At 45.4% G+C, this 18,403-nt stretch carries 15 protein-coding genes and 1 other RNA gene; 8 read left to right on the top strand and 8 right to left on the bottom strand.

Annotation, left to right across the window (positions count from 1 at the left end; translation table 11 throughout):
• Positions 1–128: 128 nt before the first annotated feature.
• The 7 genes from cmk to gyrA are packed head-to-tail and all read right to left on the bottom strand — an operon-like array spanning position 129 to position 9,050.
• Positions 129–785: a (d)CMP kinase gene (gene cmk, locus LZT22_RS06055; RefSeq protein WP_233924175.1), complete on the bottom strand. Its 657-nt coding sequence runs from the start codon at positions 783–785 to the stop codon at positions 129–131.
• A 19-nt stretch (positions 786–804) separates the two neighbouring features.
• Positions 805–2,142 (bottom strand): 3-phosphoshikimate 1-carboxyvinyltransferase, encoded by a 1,338-nt coding sequence (aroA, locus tag LZT22_RS06050; RefSeq protein ID WP_233924174.1) that lies wholly within the window; start codon positions 2,140–2,142, stop codon positions 805–807.
• Positions 2,139–3,011 carry a prephenate dehydrogenase/arogenate dehydrogenase family protein gene (locus tag LZT22_RS06045; RefSeq protein ID WP_233924173.1) on the bottom strand — a complete coding sequence of 291 codons (873 nt, stop codon included), beginning with the start codon at positions 3,009–3,011 and terminating at the stop codon, positions 2,139–2,141. The genes aroA and LZT22_RS06045 overlap by 4 nt, the downstream gene beginning before the upstream one ends.
• Complete coding sequence (gene hisC, locus LZT22_RS06040; RefSeq protein ID WP_233924172.1) at positions 3,008–4,144, bottom strand: histidinol-phosphate transaminase; 1,137 nt, start codon at positions 4,142–4,144, stop codon at positions 3,008–3,010. The genes LZT22_RS06045 and hisC overlap by 4 nt, the downstream gene beginning before the upstream one ends.
• A gap of 6 nt (positions 4,145–4,150) precedes the next feature.
• A complete protein-coding gene (pheA, locus tag LZT22_RS06035; protein ID WP_233924171.1) occupies positions 4,151–5,233 on the bottom strand; it encodes a prephenate dehydratase in 1,083 nt (360 codons plus the stop codon).
• A 3-nt stretch (positions 5,234–5,236) separates the two neighbouring features.
• Positions 5,237–6,334: a 3-phosphoserine/phosphohydroxythreonine transaminase gene (gene serC, locus LZT22_RS06030; protein WP_233924170.1), complete on the bottom strand. Its 1,098-nt coding sequence runs from the start codon at positions 6,332–6,334 to the stop codon at positions 5,237–5,239.
• A 28-nt stretch (positions 6,335–6,362) separates the two neighbouring features.
• Positions 6,363–9,050 (bottom strand): DNA gyrase subunit A, encoded by a 2,688-nt coding sequence (gene gyrA / locus LZT22_RS06025; protein WP_233924169.1) that lies wholly within the window; start codon positions 9,048–9,050, stop codon positions 6,363–6,365.
• Positions 9,051–9,203: 153 nt separating this feature from the next.
• Here gyrA and ompA point away from each other — a divergent pair, with 153 nt between their 5' ends.
• From ompA to ssrA, 4 genes are all read left to right on the top strand, one after another.
• The gene (gene ompA, locus LZT22_RS06020; RefSeq protein WP_233924168.1) at positions 9,204–9,809 is read left to right on the top strand and encodes an outer membrane protein OmpA; all 606 of its coding nucleotides are present in this window, start codon (positions 9,204–9,206) and stop codon (positions 9,807–9,809) included.
• 111 nt (positions 9,810–9,920) lie between these two features.
• Positions 9,921–10,622, top strand: a complete 702-nt coding sequence (gene ubiG, locus LZT22_RS06015; protein WP_233924167.1) for a bifunctional 2-polyprenyl-6-hydroxyphenol methylase/3-demethylubiquinol 3-O-methyltransferase UbiG — start codon at positions 9,921–9,923, stop codon at positions 10,620–10,622.
• Positions 10,623–10,632: 10 nt separating this feature from the next.
• Positions 10,633–11,301, top strand: a complete 669-nt coding sequence (locus tag LZT22_RS06010) for an HAD family hydrolase (protein ID WP_233924166.1) — start codon at positions 10,633–10,635, stop codon at positions 11,299–11,301.
• A gap of 53 nt (positions 11,302–11,354) precedes the next feature.
• Positions 11,355–11,713: a transfer-messenger RNA gene (gene ssrA / locus LZT22_RS06005) on the top strand.
• A 103-nt stretch (positions 11,714–11,816) separates the two neighbouring features.
• Here ssrA and LZT22_RS06000 read toward each other — a convergent pair.
• Positions 11,817–13,706: a hypothetical protein gene (locus LZT22_RS06000; RefSeq protein ID WP_233924165.1), complete on the bottom strand. Its 1,890-nt coding sequence runs from the start codon at positions 13,704–13,706 to the stop codon at positions 11,817–11,819.
• Between the two features lie 294 nt (positions 13,707–14,000).
• On the opposite strand from LZT22_RS06000, the gene LZT22_RS05995 reads away from it, so the two are divergent.
• The 4 genes from LZT22_RS05995 to LZT22_RS05980 all read left to right on the top strand — a co-directional run bounded on the left by LZT22_RS05995 (position 14,001) and on the right by LZT22_RS05980 (position 18,387).
• Positions 14,001–14,687 carry a Crp/Fnr family transcriptional regulator gene (locus tag LZT22_RS05995; RefSeq protein ID WP_233924164.1) on the top strand — a complete coding sequence of 229 codons (687 nt, stop codon included), beginning with the start codon at positions 14,001–14,003 and terminating at the stop codon, positions 14,685–14,687.
• Positions 14,688–14,912: 225 nt separating this feature from the next.
• Positions 14,913–15,554: an outer membrane protein gene (locus LZT22_RS05990; protein WP_233924163.1), complete on the top strand. Its 642-nt coding sequence runs from the start codon at positions 14,913–14,915 to the stop codon at positions 15,552–15,554.
• A 115-nt stretch (positions 15,555–15,669) separates the two neighbouring features.
• Complete coding sequence (locus LZT22_RS05985) at positions 15,670–17,028, top strand: chitinase (protein ID WP_233924162.1); 1,359 nt, start codon at positions 15,670–15,672, stop codon at positions 17,026–17,028.
• A 102-nt stretch (positions 17,029–17,130) separates the two neighbouring features.
• Entirely contained in the window at positions 17,131–18,387 is a 1,257-nt protein-coding gene (locus LZT22_RS05980) for a glycoside hydrolase family 18 protein (protein ID WP_233924161.1), read from the top strand.
• Positions 18,388–18,403: the final 16 nt, after the last annotated feature.

Genomic DNA, 18,403 nt, shown 5'->3' with positions numbered 1-18,403 from the left:
GCCCGACGGGTTAGGTTGCAAAAGCCTTACAGAAACACGCTTTTAAGAATTTGCGTTGTAGAGTTTCTGAAGACGCCAAAAAAACAAGAAAACGAATTACAAACTACTTTTACCAAAAACACTTGGATTCATTCTTCATACCAAGCTAAAACTTGCCGCACCGCTTGGTCAACTGATAAATCAGAGGTATCCAAGGTTTTGGCTCCTTCTGCTATTAAGAGGGGCGCATTTTTGCGGGATTGGTCCCGTGCATCACGCTCTTCTAAATCTCGCAGTAAGTCTGCCATATTAGCAGAAAATCCCTTAGCTATCAACTGCTTATACCTTCGTTGGCCGCGCGCCAGTACGCTCGCGGTGAGGTAGACCTTAAGGCTGGCATCAGGGAAAATCACACTACCCATATCGCGCCCATCAGCCACCAAGCCTGGCAATTGACGAAAACTGCGCTGCAAACCCACTAAAGCGGCTCTAACCTCAGGATGAATCGCGACTTCCGAGGCCCTTTTGCCAATTGACTCTGCCCGAAGAGCGCTACTAACATCCGCCCCATGCAGTAAAACTAAGCCATTCTTGAAGGAAATGGACAGTGTGGCAGTAAGTTGCCCTAAAGCAACAGCGTTGGTGGAACTTAAGCCCGCTCGCTCACTGGCCAGTGCCACTAGACGATATAAGGCGCCACTTTCTAAATAATGGAATCCCAAGGCCTGGGCGACCAATATCGCTACCGTCCCCTTGCCCGAAGCAGTGGGGCCATCGATGGCAATGACGGGGGGTAAAGATGGCATGAATTAAGTCTTAAATCAATTAAGTGAGGTGCTTGGTGAGGACGGCAAAATAATCAGGGAAGGTTTTTGCTACGCATGCAGGATCATTTATTTGAATTGCCTTTGGACCGAAGCTGGCTAATGAAAAACACATGGCCATGCGATGATCATCGTAGGTATCGATTCCCGCAACTGGTGAACGCCAATTTGCGCGTGTGGTTGGCGGCCGAATACACAAATAATCATCCCCTTCCTCTACGGTTGCTCCTAATTTTTGTAATTCTTTTGCCATCGCTGCAATGCGATCGGTTTCTTTTACCCGCCAACTAGCAATATTATTTAAGCGAGTTTCTCCTTCAGCAAATAAGGCAACTACCGCTAAGGTCATCGCTGCATCTGGAATCGCCGTGCAATCTAAGGTAATGCCTTGTAAGCGACCTGAGGATGTTTGTACTCCAGCCACCTCAAGCCAATCGGCGCCTTGATGAACTATCGCCCCCATTTGCGCCAACGCGGCCACAAATGCGACATCACCTTGGATACTATCGCGACCGACTCCCAACACCCGCATCGGACCCTTAGTAATGGCGCCGGCTGCTAAAAAATAGGATGCTGATGAAGCATCGCCCTCAACCAGAACTGTGCCAGGGCTTTGGTACGCTGTGCCCTTAGCTGCGGGAATTAAAAAAGTATGGTCATCGGGACACTGCACAACCGCTCCAAATAAAGCCATCATCTTGAGGGTAATCTCAATGTAGGGACGAGAAATTAATTCACCGACCACTTCAAGTCGAATGGCTTGTTTTGCCACTAACGGTAATGCCATCAACAAGGCCGTTAAAAACTGACTCGAAACATCACCACGAACTTGCACTGCTGCAGGAATTGAAATCGCAGCTGGATTAATTTGAATGGGTGGATAACCTTCTGTACCAAGATATTCAATCTCTGCGCCCAGTTGACGTAAGCCATCCACCAAATCGCGAATGGGGCGTTCATGCATTCTCGGCACTCCCGATAAGCGATATGAACCCCCTTGTACAGCTAAAGCCGCCGTTAATGGGCGAATAGCAGTACCCGCATTACCCATCATCAAATCAGCTTGCTTAACAGGAAAGTGCCCGCTACATCCCTGCACCGTACAAGCCAACTCAAAGACCTGATCGGTGACCTGTAAACCCAAAGTGCGCAGGGCTTGCCGCATCACTTGCGTGTCATCAGCATCCAATAAATTTTGTAAACGGGTTTCTCCGCTAGCTAAAGCTGCTAAGAGCAAAGCGCGATTAGAGATACTTTTAGAACCGGGCAATTGCACTGTTCCACTAGCTTGGGTAAAGGGGCCCAATTGAATCATGGGAGCTTGACTAAACTCAGTCATTCAGACCCAGTCCATTTTTGGCGTGCCTCACTCGCTTTAATAAATAATTTTTCTAAGGCAGCGCCATCGCTATTGGCAATTAAATCGCGTAAGTGTTTTGTTATAGCAAGATATTGATCTAATTCATGCAAGATGGCTGCCCGATTAGTCAAACAAATATCACGCCACATTTCAGGACTAGATGCAGCTATGCGGGTGAAATCACGAAACCCACCGCCCGCGTGGCCTAACTTCTCAGCTGCATCTTCCGCATTCATCACGCTTAACATCAAGGCATAAGATAAAACATGAGGTAAGTGTGATACAGCAGCATAAATAGCGTCGTGTTGGATTGCTGAAATCAGTTTTACAGTTGCGCCTGTAGCACTCCAAAATTGTTTAATTAAATCTAAATCGGTCGCAGAATTTTCTTGTAAGGGGCAAATAATGGTTTGCTTTCCCCTAAACAAATCGGCTTGCGCAGCTGCTGCGCCATGTTGCGCGCCCCCAGCAATTGGGTGGGCCGGAATAAATTGGCAAGCTTTTTTGCCCAAGACTTCTTTTGCGGCCAAAATAATTTCGCTCTTAGTACTGCCTGCATCGGTCACTAAGGTATTGACTTGTAAGATCGGCTCGAGGGCAATAAAGCAGGCACGCATTTGCGCAACGGGCATGCATAAAACAATAATTTGCGAGCGCGCGGCAGCCTCAGGAAGACTTACTACCGCATCAATCGCACCCATTGTTAATGCTTGATCTAAATTAGCTTGACTACGCCCCACCCCCAAAACTTCTGTTACGCAACCCGCTTTTTTTAAAGCTAAACCAAGTGAGGCACCAATTAAGCCCACCCCAACAATCGTTACCGTTCCAAAATGGGCTTGACTCATAAGATGGCGCGTAAGGCTGCAATAAAAATGGCGTTTTCTTCAGGCAAGCCAATTGAAATTCGCAACCATTGCGGTAAACCATAATTACCAACCGGTCGCACAATAATGCCCCGCTTAACCAAAGCTAAATTCACTCGCACGCCCGCACCTTCATCGTCGCCTACCCTAACTAAAACAAAGTTACCCGCTGAGGGCAGAAAGGGCAAATTGAGTTCGGTGAATGCTGCAGTCAACTGCGCATAACCAGCGCGATTCAAATCGTAACCACGCTGTAAAAATTCCGTGTCTTGCAAAGCCGCAATCGCCGCAGCTTGGGCCAAACTATTCACATTAAATGGCTGGCGAATCCGATTGAGTAAATCGGTTAACTCGGGTTGTGCAACGCCATAGCCAATTCGTAATCCAGCCAAGCCATAGGCTTTAGAAAAACTTCTTGATACCAGTAAATTGGGAAAGCGCTTAACCCAGTCAATCGCGTTATAACGCTGTTCGGGACTTAAGTATTCGTTGTACGCCTCGTCCAACACCACCACCACATGACTAGGTACAGCGCTTAAAAAAGCTTCAATTGCCGATGCACTTAAATAACTACCCGTTGGATTATTCGGATTGGCAATGAAAACTAACCTGACTTTAGATTTACCTAATGACTCGGTATTGTTAACTGCTGCAAGCATGGCAGTTAAATCATGCCCATAATCTGCCGTGGGTGCAACTTCAATAGCCTGCGCGCCAACGGCTTGCGTTGCTAATGAATAGACCGCAAAAGCATGTTTAGAAAAAATAATGGTGTCGCCTGCTTGGGCTACTGCTCGGGCCGCAAGCTCTAAAATATCATTGCTGCCATTCCCCAAAGTAATCCAATCGCTAGGAACGCCGAGGCGATTAGAAAGAACTTCCTTCAGCTCAAAGCCATTGGAATCAGGGTAGCGACCTAAGTCACTTGCTGCACGAACCATTGCATCCATTGCCGACTGCGGCATACCGAGGGGATTTTCGTTCGAGGCTAGTTTGACAATCTTGCTTTCATCTAGACCATATTCCCGTGCTACCTCGCTAATAGGCCGGCCGCCAATATAAGGTGCAATAGCCTGCACATGTTGTAAACCCAGTTGGGCAGTCTTCGTAATCATCGTCAATTAAACCGTAGCGCGAGGATAAGAACCCAGCATTTTATAAAATGCTGCTAGCGCCTGTAAATCGCTAAGGGCTAAAGCAACTTGGGCATCTTCAGCATGACCCGCAATATCAATAAAAAAATGATATTCCCAAGTGCCCTTACGCGCGGGACGAGACTCAAAGCGCGTCATTGACACCCCATGTTGGGCTAGCGGCGCTAATAAGCGATAAACCGCACCGGCTTGGTTATCCACCGATAACACTAAAGAAGTTTGATCGTGACCCGTTGCCTGGCAAGTATGCCGACCAATAATGACAAAACGGGTGCGATTGTGCGCATCATCTTGAATATGCCCTGCATTCACTTGCAAACCATAAGCAATTTGAGCAGGATCACCGGCTATTGCAGCCAAAGTGGGATCGAGTGCAGCCATGCGAGCCGCCTCAGCATTGCTACTGACGGCCTGTCGTTTGAGGTTTGGAGTATGGGCAGTAAGCCATTGCTGACACTGCGCTAAAGCTTGTGCATGTGCACAAACCGTGGTTACTCCAGCAAGCAAGCCTGTCTTGGTAAGTAAATGGTGACGAATCGGCAAAACTACTTCGCCACTAATTTGCAAGGGCGAATCTAAGAGTAAATCTAAAGTTCTAGAAATTGCCCCTTCACTCGAATTTTCTACAGGCACCACGCCAAATTGCGCTGCCCCCTTTTCAACCGCCTTAAATACCTCATCAAGGCTATTGCAAGCAAGGCCTTCAATCGAACTTCCAAAAGCGGCCTCAGCTGCTTGCTCTGAAAAAGTTCCTCTTGGACCTAAATAGGCAATCGTTTGCTTAGCTTCTAAAGCCCGACAGGCAGACATAATTTCTCGCCATATGGCCGTAATGCCTTCCGCATGCAAAGGGCCCTGATTCGATTGCAGCAAATTAGCAATCACTTGTAGCTCGCGTTCAGGCCGAAAAACTGGCGAAGCGGCCTCGCCTTTAATGTGCCCAATCTCCTGTGCGGTACGAGCGCGCTTAGACATGAGCTCAAGAAGCTTGATGTCGAGAGCATCAATTTGCGCTCGCAAGGGTGCAAGGCGTTGATCTTCCGTTGCCATTAATTAAGCCAATCTTTCAAATTCACGCATAAATTCAATTAGAGTCTCGACACCTTTTAAGGGCATCGCGTTATAAATACTAGCGCGCATCCCTCCCGCTGCCTTATGACCCCGCAATGCTGCTAAGCCATTTTCACTCGATTGCGCTAAAAATGCAGTATTTAATTCTTCATTTTTTAAAAAGAAAGTGACATTCATCCGCGAACGTACCGATTTTTCGACGCGATTTTCGTACAAACTACTACCATCTATAAAATCGTAAAGTAGTTGGGCTTTTAGTTGATTACGCTTGGCCATTACGGGGACACCGCCTTGTTGAATCAACCATTTAAATACCAATCCCGCCATATAAATTGAAAAGGTCGCTGGGGTATTAAACATCGATTGATGATTAACTTGTTTAGCCCAATCAAATACCGAGGGCGTTATTTGCATTTGGTGGCCGATTAAATCGCGCCGAATAATCACTATCGCCGCCCCCGCTGGACCAATATTTTTTTGTGCTCCGGCAAAACAAACACCACAGCGTGACACATCGAACTCTCGCGACAAAATATTACTGGAGATATCGGCAACGAGGGGAGCATCACCCACCTCTGGAATCGTTTGAAACTCCACTCCACCAATGGTTTCATTTGCGCAGTAATGCACATACGCCGCATCACTCGATAATTGCCAAGTCGCTCGATCGGGAATCGAGCGGTAATGATCTGCTACTGAAGTGGCCGCTAAATGGGCAACCCCATATTTTTCAGCCTCTTTAATCGACTTTTCCGACCACACCCCTGTGACAATAAAATCGGCTTTGGGCCCATTGGGAGCTAAGGACATGAGGTTCAGAGGAATCGCCGCATTTTGACCAATACCGCCCCCTTGCAATAACAAAATTTCGTAGTTATTGGGAATGTGCATTAAGGCACGTAAATCTTGCAAAGCCTCTTCATATACTGCCATGAACTCTTTGCTACGATGGCTAATTTCCATCACGCTTGTGCCAAGACCATGCCAATTTAATAATTCATCAGCTGCCTGCTGCAAGACTTCGGCAGGCAAGGTTGCGGGCCCCGCTGAAAAATTAAAGATGCGGTGGTCAAACGTCATGTTGGTGAGTTAATTAGCCCAAGACAGGCTAGTTACCCGCATCATCATCAGGCACATCAGACCCCGTATCTAGCGTGCCTTCGCTCACCAGCCCACCATCTGCATCGACCTCTTCGCCATCATCATCGGTATCGCTCTCAGCAATGCGCTGCAGACCTGATAAACGGGTGCCCTCGTCGACATTAATTAAGGTAACGCCCTGAGTAGCTCGGCCCATCTCCCGAATTTCAGCAACCCGGGTGCGCACTAAAACACCTCCCGTTGTAATCAACATAATTTGATCATCTGGGGAAACCAAAGCGGCTGCAACTACTTTGCCATTTCGCTCGGAAGTTTGAATCGCAATCATACCCTTGGTGCCGCGGCCGTGACGGGTGTATTCCACGATAGGTGTGCGCTTACCAAAACCATTTTCGGTAGCTGTTAAGACACTACCCTCGGTAACTTCTGCAGCTGTTTCAGCAGGCGCTACCAACATGGCAATGACCTGCTGGGCGGCGGCGAGGTTCATACCCCTTACCCCACGCGCAGTTCGGCCCATGGGACGCACATCATTTTCATCAAAGCGAACCGCCTTACCAGCATCCGAGAACAACATCACATCATGCTTTCCATCGGTAATTGCTGCGCCAACCAAGAAATCGTTTTCGTTTAAATCAACCGCAATAATGCCGCCTTTACGGGGATTAGAAAAATCAGATAAACGCGTTTTCTTGACGGTTCCCAAGCTAGTGGCCATAAAGACAAAGTGATCATCCTGATAACCCTTAATTGGCAAAATAACAGTGATCTTTTCGCCCTCAATTAAAGGGAACATATTCACAATCGGTTTGCCGCGCGAAGTACGACTACCTTGCGGTACTTCCCACACTTTTAGCCAATACATCCGACCCCGATCGGAAAAACATAAAATCGTGTCATGGGTATTGGCAACAAATAAGGTATCAATCCAATCTTCGTCTTTTGTCGTTGCGGCCTGTTTACCGCGACCCCCCCGTTTTTGTGCCCGATATTCGCTTAAAGGCTGGCTCTTCATGTAGCCGGTATGCGAAAGGGTCACCACCATATCAGTAGGCGTAATTAAATCTTCCGTGAATAATTCCGTCGCATTCATTTCAATAAAAGAGCGCCGCCCTGAATCACCACCAGCAATACCAAATTCAGCTTGCACTTCTTTTAATTCTTCCTCAATAACCTGCGTGACCCTTGATGGCTTGGCTAACAAATCGAGCAGATCGGAAATTTCAGTCATGACCTCTTTATATTCCGCAACAATTTTGTCTTGCTCAAGACCAGTCAAACGCTGCAAGCGCATTTGTAAAATTTCTTGCGCCTGACTATCGGATAAGCGATACAAACCGCTGGCTTGCATGCCATACTCGGGCAATAAACCATCGGGGCGGTAAGCATTACGACCGCCGGGAGTGTCGGTTTCAGCGCGCGCTAACATCTCGCGCACCATGGCAGAATCCCAAGGTTTGCTCATTAATTCTTGTTTAGCAACCACCGGATTTGCCGCGGCTTTAATGAGTACGATGAACTCGTCGATATTCGCCAATGCAACTGCGAGTCCTTCAAGCACATGGCCGCGATCGCGAGCTTTACGCAATTCAAAAATCGTCCGCCGCGTAACTACCTCGCGTCGATGCTGTAAAAAATATTCCAGCATCTGTTTCAAATTGAGCAGGCGTGGTTGGTTATCAACCAAGGCCACCATATTCATCCCGAAGTTATCTTGTAGCTGAGTGCTCTTGTATAAATTATTGAGTACGACTTCTGGCACCTCACCGCGCTTAAGTTCAATAACAACCCGCATGCCTGATTTATCAGACTCATCACGTAAATCGGAAATGCCTTCAACTTTTTTCTCGTTGACTAATTCAGCAATGCGTTCGAGTAAATTCTTTTTATTTACCTGATACGGTAACTCATCAACAATGATGGCTTGGCGTGAACCCTTATCAATATCTTCAAAGTGGGTTTTAGCCCGCATCACTACCCGTCCTCGGCCTGTACGGTAACCTTCACGCACGCCTTGAACCCCATAAATAATGCCCGCAGTAGGGAAGTCGGGGGCGGGCACGATTTCGATTAACTCATCAATAGTGCAATCGGGGTTATGAAGGACATACAAACAAGCGGTGATCACTTCATCTAAGTTATGGGGGGGGATATTCGTAGCCATACCCACGGCGATGCCTGAAGAGCCGTTAATCAGTAAATTGGGTACTTTGGCAGGCATGATCAGGGGTTCGTGTTCGCTCCCATCGTAATTAGGCCCAAAATCAACGGTTTCTTTATCTAAATCGGCTAAAAGCTCATGGGCGATTTTGCGTAAGCGAATCTCGGTATACCGCATTGCCGCGGCATTATCGCCATCCACTGAACCAAAATTGCCCTGGCCATCAACTAACATATACCTTAGCGAGAAATCTTGAGCCATTCGGACAATAGTGTCGTAGACCGCAGAATCGCCGTGCGGATGGTATTTACCGATGACATCGCCAACTATACGGGCAGATTTTTTGTAAGGACGATTCCAATCGTTGTTTAATTCATACATCGCGAAAAGGACCCTGCGGTGGACCGGTTTTAGACCGTCACGTACGTCTGGCAAGGCTCTGCCGACTATGACGCTCATGGCGTAGTCCAAATAGGACCTCCGCATTTCGTCTTCTAGGGATATTGGTAGTGTTTCTTTAGCGGCTTGTTCCATATCGAAATAATATCATCTAGAAGACCCATAACTTGTGCTAACATTCTGGTCAGATTGTAAGAAATTTAGATGTGTCGCCTTGCAAAAGCTTAATAAAGCAAAGCGAAACGTGTGAGTTTGACATTATTTTAAAGTGATTTTTGAGGACAAAAAATGAACAAAACCGTAAAACTATTGCTCGCTTCTGTAATTACCATTTCAGCAAGCTCGGCTATGGCCCAAGGTAAAGACAACTGGGCTAACTCAGATGGCACCATACCTTGGAAAAACTCCGATGGCACACTGTGCTGGCGCGATAACAACTGGACTCCCGCTTCAGCAATGGCAAAGTGTGATGGCTGGATTGCTCCTAAGCCTCCTCCTGCCCCCAAGCCTGCTGCTGCACCTGCTGTAACCCAAAGCAAAATCACTTTACAAGCCGATACCTTGTATGACTTCGATAAATCTACATTGAAGCCTGAAGGCAAAGCTACTTTAGACAAAATTGCTGCTGATTTAAGCAAAATCAAATTAGAAGTCATCATCGCTGTTGGTAACACCGATAGCATTGGTACTGATGCATACAACATGGCTCTTGGCCAGCGCCGTGCGCAATCAGTTAAAGCCTATTTGGTTAGCAAAGGTGTCGATCAAAGCCGTATCTATACCGAAAGCAAAGGCAAGAGCAACCCAGTTGCTAGCAATGCTACTGCTGAAGGACGTGCTAAGAACCGCCGTACCGACATTGAAGTTGTAGGAACAGCTGCTGTTAAGAAGTAAGCGCTTCTCTCGCAAAAAAGCCCGGTTAATCCCGGGCTTTTTTGTTTCCGCTATATTCGTAAATTTGGAAGTCTAGCTCTCTAATTCCTCTTTTCACTCGTCTATAAATATATGAACGTCGATCAATCTGAAATAGCTAAATTTAGCGCTCTTGCCCATCGCTGGTGGGACCAAAATAGCGATTTCAAACCCTTGCATGCTATAAATCCATTACGACTGGGCTGGATAAAGTCTTTCGTCGAACTGAATGATCAACGTGCTTTAGATGTTGGCTGTGGTGGCGGCATTTTGGCTGAAGCCTTGGCACAATCGGGTGCACAAACGACTGGCATTGATTTATCGGAAAAGGCCCTAAAAGTAGCTGAGTTACATGCGCTTGAAAGTGGCGCACAAGTAAATTATCAAGCCATCTCTGCCGAAGCACTTGCGCTAACTGAGCCCGAAAGTTTTGATGTAGTGACCTGCATGGAAATGCTCGAGCATGTACCCAACCCTGCTTCAGTGGTCCATGCCTGTGCAACACTAGCTAAGCCTGGAGCCACCTTATTTTTTAGCACCCTCAATCGCAACCCAAAATCGTATTTATTTGCCATCATTGGGGCCGAGTATTTACTGCGTTTGCTACCAAAAGGTACTCATGACTACCGTAAATTTATTACGCCCTCTGAATTGGGGCGCTTTGTGCGTGATGCAGGGCTTGAAATCATTGACATTAAAGGTCTTAGCTACAATCCGCTTACGCAAATTTATAGCCTTAGTGACGACACTTCTGTTAATTATTTAATTGCGACGCGTAAAGCTTCTAAAAACTAGGGGTAATGATTTGGCCCATAGCCCGTTCGCAGGAATATTTTTTGATTTAGACGGTACGCTTGCTGATACTGCGCCTGATTTAGTTAATGCTGCCAATTTATTACTCATTGCCCGTCAACTTCCACCAAAGCCTTATGAAGAAATGCGTCCCCACTCATCTGCAGGTGCGCGCGGTTTAATCCAATGCGCCTTTGGTATCGATACCAAGCATCCTGACTTCATTCCTTTGCGCGATGAATTTTTTATTAATTACGAACAAGCGCTATTAGTCCATAGCAGCATCTTCGAGGGCATTCATGATCTATTAAATACCTTAGACGATGCCAAAATGCCTTGGGGTATCGTTACCAATAAAAGTGAGCGCTTTACGCATCCATTAACTGAGCTCATGGGTTTACGGCATCGCGCTGCTTCCACCGTTTCAGGAGACACGACTGCCCATCCAAAACCCCACCCCGCGCCATTGCTGCATGCAGCAGAAATTGCCCAAGTTGATCCCAATAAATCCCTTTATGTCGGTGATGATATTCGCGATATCGTCGCTGGTAAAGCCGCTGGAATGAAAACCGTCGCAGCCGCCTATGGCTACTGTGGTTGTGCTGAACCCCCGCAAGACTGGGGCGCTGACTTCCTCGTCAATGACCCACGCGAGCTACTACAGATTATCTTTCCCAAATAAGGTGCAATTTCTTTAGAAGCGCTTTAAAATAGTTGTCCCAACGTTTTTAATTTGGGGTCGACATGGTTTCGACGTGGATTACAAAGCAGCAAGGGCATACCGAGGACCCGTTATCTCGTAAATCAATGGGAATGTAATAACTGCTAACGACGAACGTTACGCACTAGCCGCTTAAATGCGGTTGCCCCTGAACTGATTCTCTCTTGGGTCAGGTAGCGCAAGCTACATCAGGGTCATTTACAAGAGATAAGATCATCTCGTGTCACGAGGGGTGATACGAAAACTAAGTGAATCGCGATTGCATAGCGTGTTGGTTCGCGGTGCAATGGTTAAATTAAATAACACAACTAAGTATGTAGAACTTGTTGTAGAGGATTTGCGGACGCGGGTTCGATTCCCGCCGACTCCACCATTTTGAAGTCTGTAACAGTGCAACGCCACCCACCAGGGTGGCGTTTTTCTTTATAGATAAAGGCCCGCAATATTCGCCGGGGAATTCAAGCAAACAGTGGTGACTAGCTACAACTTTGTACGGTCCATGCAGAGCTAGTTGCACTACCAGTAGCTGGCGCATAAGCCCATTCCGCACTGCTATTGCACCAAGCTGCAACACCGGCATTGCACTTGTATAAAAAACCATCGCTAGCTTTTACGATGGTTCCACTTAAATAGCTACCACGTCCAGCTGGATATACCTGTGAACCACTTGGACAGTTATTACTAATACTTGATGTTGGGCTTGACATTGGTGATGTCGTAGCACCACCAATGGTGGTTTGAGTAACGGCACTAAAGCTAATGTTTAAGTTAGCAGCTAAATTATTAATCGCAGCATCTAATAAATTAAAGAATTGCGTTCTGCCAGCAGTAGTAGAAATATTTAAAATAGTAGTCGAGCTCAAACCAGTGGCTGTTAAGGCTACAGTAAAAGCTTTATTACTATCTGCGGGCGCTATATAGCTATATTGGTTGGAACTGTTAAGGTACGCCATCGTTCCAAATACGTTACTAAAAATAGTCGCAATATCTTGAGCATTTAATTGCACACTATTTGTAGCAAGAATTGCGCCAGAATTAAATGTTTTTTGGTTATAAATTTGATCAAGGTATAAACGAATTTGGCGGGGATATAAAATAAAGGTTGAACCAGCAGATTCTGTTGAGCCAATGGCTGCTATATAAGCGGTGTCAGACAAGCTGTAGTCACCTATTGATTTCAATTGCGCCATTTCTGGGTTTGTTGTGTACATCCCCGCGCAGACTCTGAAATAATCTTTAATGATTGCGGAATACGTACCCGCGTTATAGGCCGCGTTCAAAATTAAATCATAAATATTATTTACAGCTTGAGCCGAGCTAGGTAGCGATAAATTACTCATACATTTGGCATAATATTGAGATTGGGGACCCCAAGTTTGCGCATTATTCATTGCCAAACGATTCATATCATTAAAATGGAAATATGCGGCGGCTAATGGGCCAAAGTATTTTTGATCAAGGGAATCTGGCCCCTTACTTAAAGTTTGACTACCGTTATCTTGTTGTTCCACGGTATACCCAAGGCCTTTTTGGAGTGCCACAAAATTAACCAAACCAATACCGCTTGAATCTTCAAGGCGTTTTGAGTAGTCATTAATTTGATATGGCCCACCTTGGCCAATCGCTAATAAGCTTGCCCGTTGCGCATCATTTGCATTGATCCAATTGGTCGAATTAATATAACCTGCTGTATCAATATTTTCTTGCAATAATTGACCAAACAAACTGCCATAAATATAATCTTTATTAAACTGTAAGTTCGGATATTTTTCGCGCATCATTCGTCCAAGCAGGGCTCCGGCGACATAATTTGAAATCAATAAATCCGTGTAATTTGAAGTCAAGGTTAATTTTTCAATATTTCCAGAGCCATAGGGCAAATTCAAGTGATAATTAATCACCCCACTAGCAGTACTTAATGGCGTAAATTGAATGGGAGATGGTAAACCATTTGTAGCATTGGTAATATTAGATGGGGCGGGTGGCACCGCAGTCGGTGGATTGACTAAGGGTATTGGTTCAGCTATCGGGGTTGGAGCAACTCCACAATTGCTTATTAATGTCCATGGCTGACCACTCCCAGCACCCCCGCTATTCGTTTCTGGATTATTTCCTTGGGTCCACCAATTATTTTTATATTCACTCCCATTTTGTACTACCAGCATGCCAGGGGTTGCATAAACTTTATTGGTATCCCAAGTAGCAATTCCATCGCATGTTGAATTTGTCAGGCCATTGGCCGATAGTTGTAAAGCGCGGTTTTGCGCTACAGTAGGTTCATTAGATGACCCGCCCCCACAGGAGATGAGCCATAAAAGTGGTAGCAAATACACTATCGACAATAATTTTTTTAAATAAGTAAGCATCGCATTCTTCTTGATTTAATTAGGCGCAAGGATTCGCCCGCTTAGCCAAGTCTAATAGACCCTTATAAGCTCTATCAAGAAATGAATTATTTTGGGCGGTAATAGTACCGATTTTAAGAATTATGTTGATTTTTTAATTAATTTTAAGATCCACTTTAGTAAAGTAAATTTTTGCTAAACTATTTCCAAAGGGGTATTAATTGCGCCTAAAAGCCAGTTAATTTATCCTGAATAATTGAAGGGTGACTCTTTTCGCCGCCTAAAATTTATAGTAATTTGCGGAGACTTTAACTGATGACACTCTCACCGACAGTTTCAAATTTACTACTGCAAAACATCCCTCTTTTTTCTTTGTTATCTGAAGATAGCTTAACTTTACTTTCGAGGGCAACGGCTAGGAAAAAATTTCCAAAAGAATACCTTATTATTTCTGCTGGTGAGCATGCCAATAATCTTTATGCAATTATTAGTGGTGAAGTAAAAGTCTTCATGAATGATAAAAAACAGAAAGAAATTATTATTACCAAGTTACATAAAGGAGACTTCTTTGGGCATATGGGGTTATTAGACAATAGCAAGGGTTTGGCTTCGGTGATGACAACCAAAGATACGGAAATATTATTATTAAGTAAAATTGAATTTCAAAAGTGTCTTAAAAAAAATCCTAATTTGGTTTTAGAATTACTACATACTATGGTTCACTATCTTCGTGCCGCAGATCACAAGATCAGTAGCCTTGCTTTGTTAAGTGTTTACCAGCGCGTTGCTGATTTTCTAATCATGACAGCCAAGCCAATGGGTGATAAGCGGGCATATGTTGATGAGGCTTCAAGACAAGATATTGCAGAAGTTGTGGGCGCTTCTAGAGAAATGGTTGGGAAGGTATTGCATAGCTTGGAAATGAAAGGGTTGATCCAGATTCACGGCAAAGCAATCGTTTTAAGCCAGGAGATTGCATTACCTGCCGATGACGATGAATAAACCGTTCGTTTGATTTAAAAATCAAACTAAGTTCATTTAGCGAGCGCAGGATTAACATGCATATATAGGGCAGTTAATTTATGGCGAATCCTGGCCCAGTTGCTGAGATGCAAGGGAAAACCCTACTATATTAGTAAATGATTGGGTTTAGTATTTAATAAATTGATCAAGTACCAATGCTAATGTTGTCATACATTCAAATTTATTAATAAAAAAAGGGGCCCCATGAAAACTAAACAGCTCATCATCACCACAGCACTGGCTAGCGCATTAATCGCACCCAGTGCTTTCGCACAATCAGTTTTTCAAGGGTTTTATGGCCAAATTGGTATTGGTTATGAATCCTCTGCCCCGAGCTTTTCAGGTGGTACTGTTACTGGCACCCCCTACACCTATTCAGTCTCTTCTAGTAATCTCAATTACTTTACTGGCACAGTCGCAGCGGGCTATTACTTTCCGATCACGAACGCCTTTCTCTTGGGTATTGGCGCTGAGTATTCTCCCATTGAGAGCCCTTCTACTAATTACAGCGTAACCATTCCCAGCGCTAAATACACTGAGCAGCAAGGCGTGAAAAAACAAAATTCTTATAATATTTTTATCTCACCAGCTTGGGCTATTGATAAAGAAAAATTAGCCTACGCCAAAATTGGCTATGCTAGTGCCCAATATAAGGCTGAACAAACCGATACCTTTACTGGCTATTCTTTGGGTCTAGGGTATCGTCAAATTATTACGGGTAATTGGTATGGCTTTGGTGAAATTAACTATACCAGCTACGGCAACCAAAACTTAGCTAGCAATGCGACTGGTACCGTTAGTATTAATGCAACCAATGCCCTTGTTGGGGTAGGTTATAAATTCTAATTTAATAATTTTTATTTAAACCGGCACTATTACCGTTTTTCCTACTTTATTGCTGGAGTAAGATCCAATCAGTCCTTTAAACTTAAAAAGCATCCATTAAACGAGATCAATCCAAATGAAAACTCTAATAAAACGTCTTTTTATCTGCGCTACCGCTGTAATAACTTTAGCCTCTTGTGGTGGCGGTAATGATGTCGCTTCCGGTGGCACGGGTACTGGAGTGACCTCCGCTAGTGCGGTGACTAATACTGCACCAACCTCCGTCACTGCCACTAAGGCGGCGATGGATAAGATTGGCGACCCAACACCAGCGTGGGTAATGCAGGCTTACCAACAAATATTTCCGAGTAATCCTGCTGGGTACACTGCGCAATCGCTATCCGATGCGCTAGCCTTCCATAACGTATTTGCCGGGCAAGATTCTGTTCAGCAAGTTTATAATTTTGCTGGGTTCTTGGCCAATGCAGCTCATGAATCGGGTCTTTTTTTATATATGACTGAATTAGGTGGCTACAGCCCAGGATCCCCCACCAATTGGAGTACAAATGGACAAGGGGTATTTTCTGGTAGCTATGCTGGTTGCCAAGTTCCCTATGGTGGAACCGGTACAAATTGCTACTATGGCAGAGGAGCTCTACAAATTTCGCATGACTATAACTATAAGGTATATGACACAGGTAATGGGGTCTATGCAAACCCGGATAAAATTTTAGGAAGTGGTGCGCCAAACTTTACTAATAATCTTTTATTTGACTCAGCAGTCTGGTTTTGGTCGGATGACTCAACGGGACTCCAAGCACTTCGCCCAGTTGATGGATTTAAAGCCGCTTCCAGCACTTATGCTGCAAGTGATCCTTTTGGGCAATCTATTAAAGTTATTAATGGGGGCATTGAATGTGGCCCAAACCCAGCAGGAGGAGCCACGGCTATTGCCGAAAGAAACGATCGGATAGCTAAATTTATCAGCTATCTTCCTACCATTGCCAAGGCGGCGGGAGTGCAACTGGTTTCGGGCTATAGTTCAGCAGCAGATGGCACAATTGGTGTGGCTTGTACAGCCGGCGCGGCTCCCGCAGCTTTTACAATGACCATTCAAAATACTGGGAGCACCTATGCTTCCGTCATTCTTCAGGCGCCTGACTATAGTGCGTATTACTATATCGGCGCAGGGAATATTGCAATTGCGCCAGGCGCAACAGTTACCGTTGGCACTACAGCAGCTAAACTGCCTCTGGTTAGTAGTGGTTTAAATAGTGCATTTCCCAGCACTGCAGCGCAAGTAGTCATTCCCAGAATTAGTATCGGTACTTATGGAAGTGCTGTCGATGTGACCACTTCAAACCCAACTAATGGCGCAGCGGGAACCCTCTGTAGCAGCTTGCCCCTGCCCGCGGCTAATTTTCGGCCTAATACTAAAGCATCAATCGTCATCAATGTTGGGGCTGGGACATGTGCTTTAACAAATCCCAGTTAAAAACTTAGCGCCTCCTCATCTCAACAGTCGTGCTGAATATACAGTGCGACTGTTTCGGGGTTTCAGCATAAATAGTGCTTCTCTTTTAATAGGAAATTGACTATGCTGCCCATCCTCAAAAAAATGACTATGTGCGTTTCTGCCGTCATCGTTTTAGCTTCGTGCGGTGGTGGCAATGATGTGGCCTCTGGTGGCACGGGTACTGGAGTGACTTCCGCTAGTGCTGTTGCGCCTGCTGCGAGTGTAGCCAGTTCTAATACTAGTGCTCGCACTTCGATATCCCCAACCATGGCAGCAATCGATAAAGTGGGGAACTCCTTCTCATCAGTTCCCGCAGGCTCAATTCTGCGCGTAGCTTACGTTGATGCATTTGCAAATACATTTGCAGGGATTCCAACTGCGGGGTTTGCTGCACCCGACATTCTGATTTATGCATTTGTGCAGTCTGGCTTAACTTCTCCGGTCTTAGATTCTGCGCTAATCAGCGCTATTACAAGCGCGGCACCAAAACAAAGTGTGGGATCAAAAACTTTTATTAGCATTGGCGGTCAAAATGGCTCGAGCGCAACCCTCAGCAATACCGCAACGGTAGTGAGCAATGTTAGTGCAGGAATTAAAGCGCTTAATGCTACGCTCCCCAAAGCAAATCAAGTAGTAGGGGTTGATTTAGATTTAGAGAATGGCATTAGTGCAGCGACCATTTCAGCCTTAGCAGCTGGCTTTAAGCAGGCTGGGTTCTTAGTTTCAATTGCGCCGCAACCCATTGCGGGACCTGTGCAAGCTGCACCTTGGAATGCGCCTAACGTAGATCCAGCTGCTCCAAATGGAGTTACAGGAGTTAGCTCGGCATTATATTTAAGCTCGGGGAGCACCTCTAACGACTACGGCGCTGCTATAGCCAGCGGTAATGTGGACTATATTTTTGCTCAGGCCTATAACACTGGGCCGGGTGCAGTTAATATCGGCCAGTGTGCTGAAACCCAAACCTGTATTATTGGTCAGCTAGCAACTGCATTTAATAATCTAATCAAAACAAGTTGTGCAGGCTCTACTGGCACGCCTTTATGTATTCCGAGCACTACTCAATATGCCATTGGCTTACCTTCGATTCGCGGTGCGGCTGGAACTTATACGATCTGGCAACCACCTTCGTCTGCCGCTTACAGCGATCAAACTATTCTCAGTGCACTAGCCGCCGAGATTAATAAAGCGCCACTAAATGGTAAAAATGGAATTATGACTTGGGTCCTAAATGCAGACTATTCACCAGCTAAGGATCCTTACAATGACTCGTATGCCTGTACTGGAGGATTTAGCTCAGTTGTATTTGGAGCAACACAAGCCATGAGTTGCCCCTAAAGCATTTGCTAGCTTG

Source organism: Polynucleobacter sp. IMCC 29146, from assembly GCF_021395195.1.
Taxonomy (GTDB): Bacteria; Pseudomonadota; Gammaproteobacteria; order Burkholderiales; family Burkholderiaceae; genus Polynucleobacter.
This window is presented reverse-complemented; position numbering and strand designations above follow the sequence as displayed.

Excerpts from the sequence above, each read along its gene's own strand:
- LZT22_RS05995 (WP_233924164.1), top strand. The coding sequence starts at position 14,001 with ATGACACTCTCACCGACAGTTTCAAATTTACTACTGCAAAACATCCCT.
- serC (WP_233924170.1), bottom strand. The coding sequence starts at position 6,334 with ATGACGTTTGACCACCGCATCTTTAATTTTTCAGCGGGGCCCGCAACC.
- aroA (WP_233924174.1), bottom strand. The coding sequence starts at position 2,142 with ATGACTGAGTTTAGTCAAGCTCCCATGATTCAATTGGGCCCCTTTACC.
- gyrA (WP_233924169.1), bottom strand. The coding sequence starts at position 9,050 with ATGGAACAAGCCGCTAAAGAAACACTACCAATATCCCTAGAAGACGAA.
- ubiG (WP_233924167.1), top strand. The coding sequence starts at position 9,921 with ATGAACGTCGATCAATCTGAAATAGCTAAATTTAGCGCTCTTGCCCAT.
- cmk (WP_233924175.1), bottom strand. The coding sequence starts at position 785 with ATGCCATCTTTACCCCCCGTCATTGCCATCGATGGCCCCACTGCTTCG.
- LZT22_RS05980 (WP_233924161.1), top strand. The coding sequence starts at position 17,131 with ATGCTGCCCATCCTCAAAAAAATGACTATGTGCGTTTCTGCCGTCATC.
- LZT22_RS06000 (WP_233924165.1), bottom strand. The coding sequence starts at position 13,706 with ATGCTTACTTATTTAAAAAAATTATTGTCGATAGTGTATTTGCTACCA.
- ompA (WP_233924168.1), top strand. The coding sequence starts at position 9,204 with ATGAACAAAACCGTAAAACTATTGCTCGCTTCTGTAATTACCATTTCA.
- LZT22_RS06045 (WP_233924173.1), bottom strand. The coding sequence starts at position 3,011 with ATGAGTCAAGCCCATTTTGGAACGGTAACGATTGTTGGGGTGGGCTTA.
- hisC (WP_233924172.1), bottom strand. The coding sequence starts at position 4,144 with ATGATTACGAAGACTGCCCAACTGGGTTTACAACATGTGCAGGCTATT.
- LZT22_RS05985 (WP_233924162.1), top strand. The coding sequence starts at position 15,670 with ATGAAAACTCTAATAAAACGTCTTTTTATCTGCGCTACCGCTGTAATA.
- pheA (WP_233924171.1), bottom strand. The coding sequence starts at position 5,233 with ATGGCAACGGAAGATCAACGCCTTGCACCCTTGCGAGCGCAAATTGAT.
- LZT22_RS05990 (WP_233924163.1), top strand. The coding sequence starts at position 14,913 with ATGAAAACTAAACAGCTCATCATCACCACAGCACTGGCTAGCGCATTA.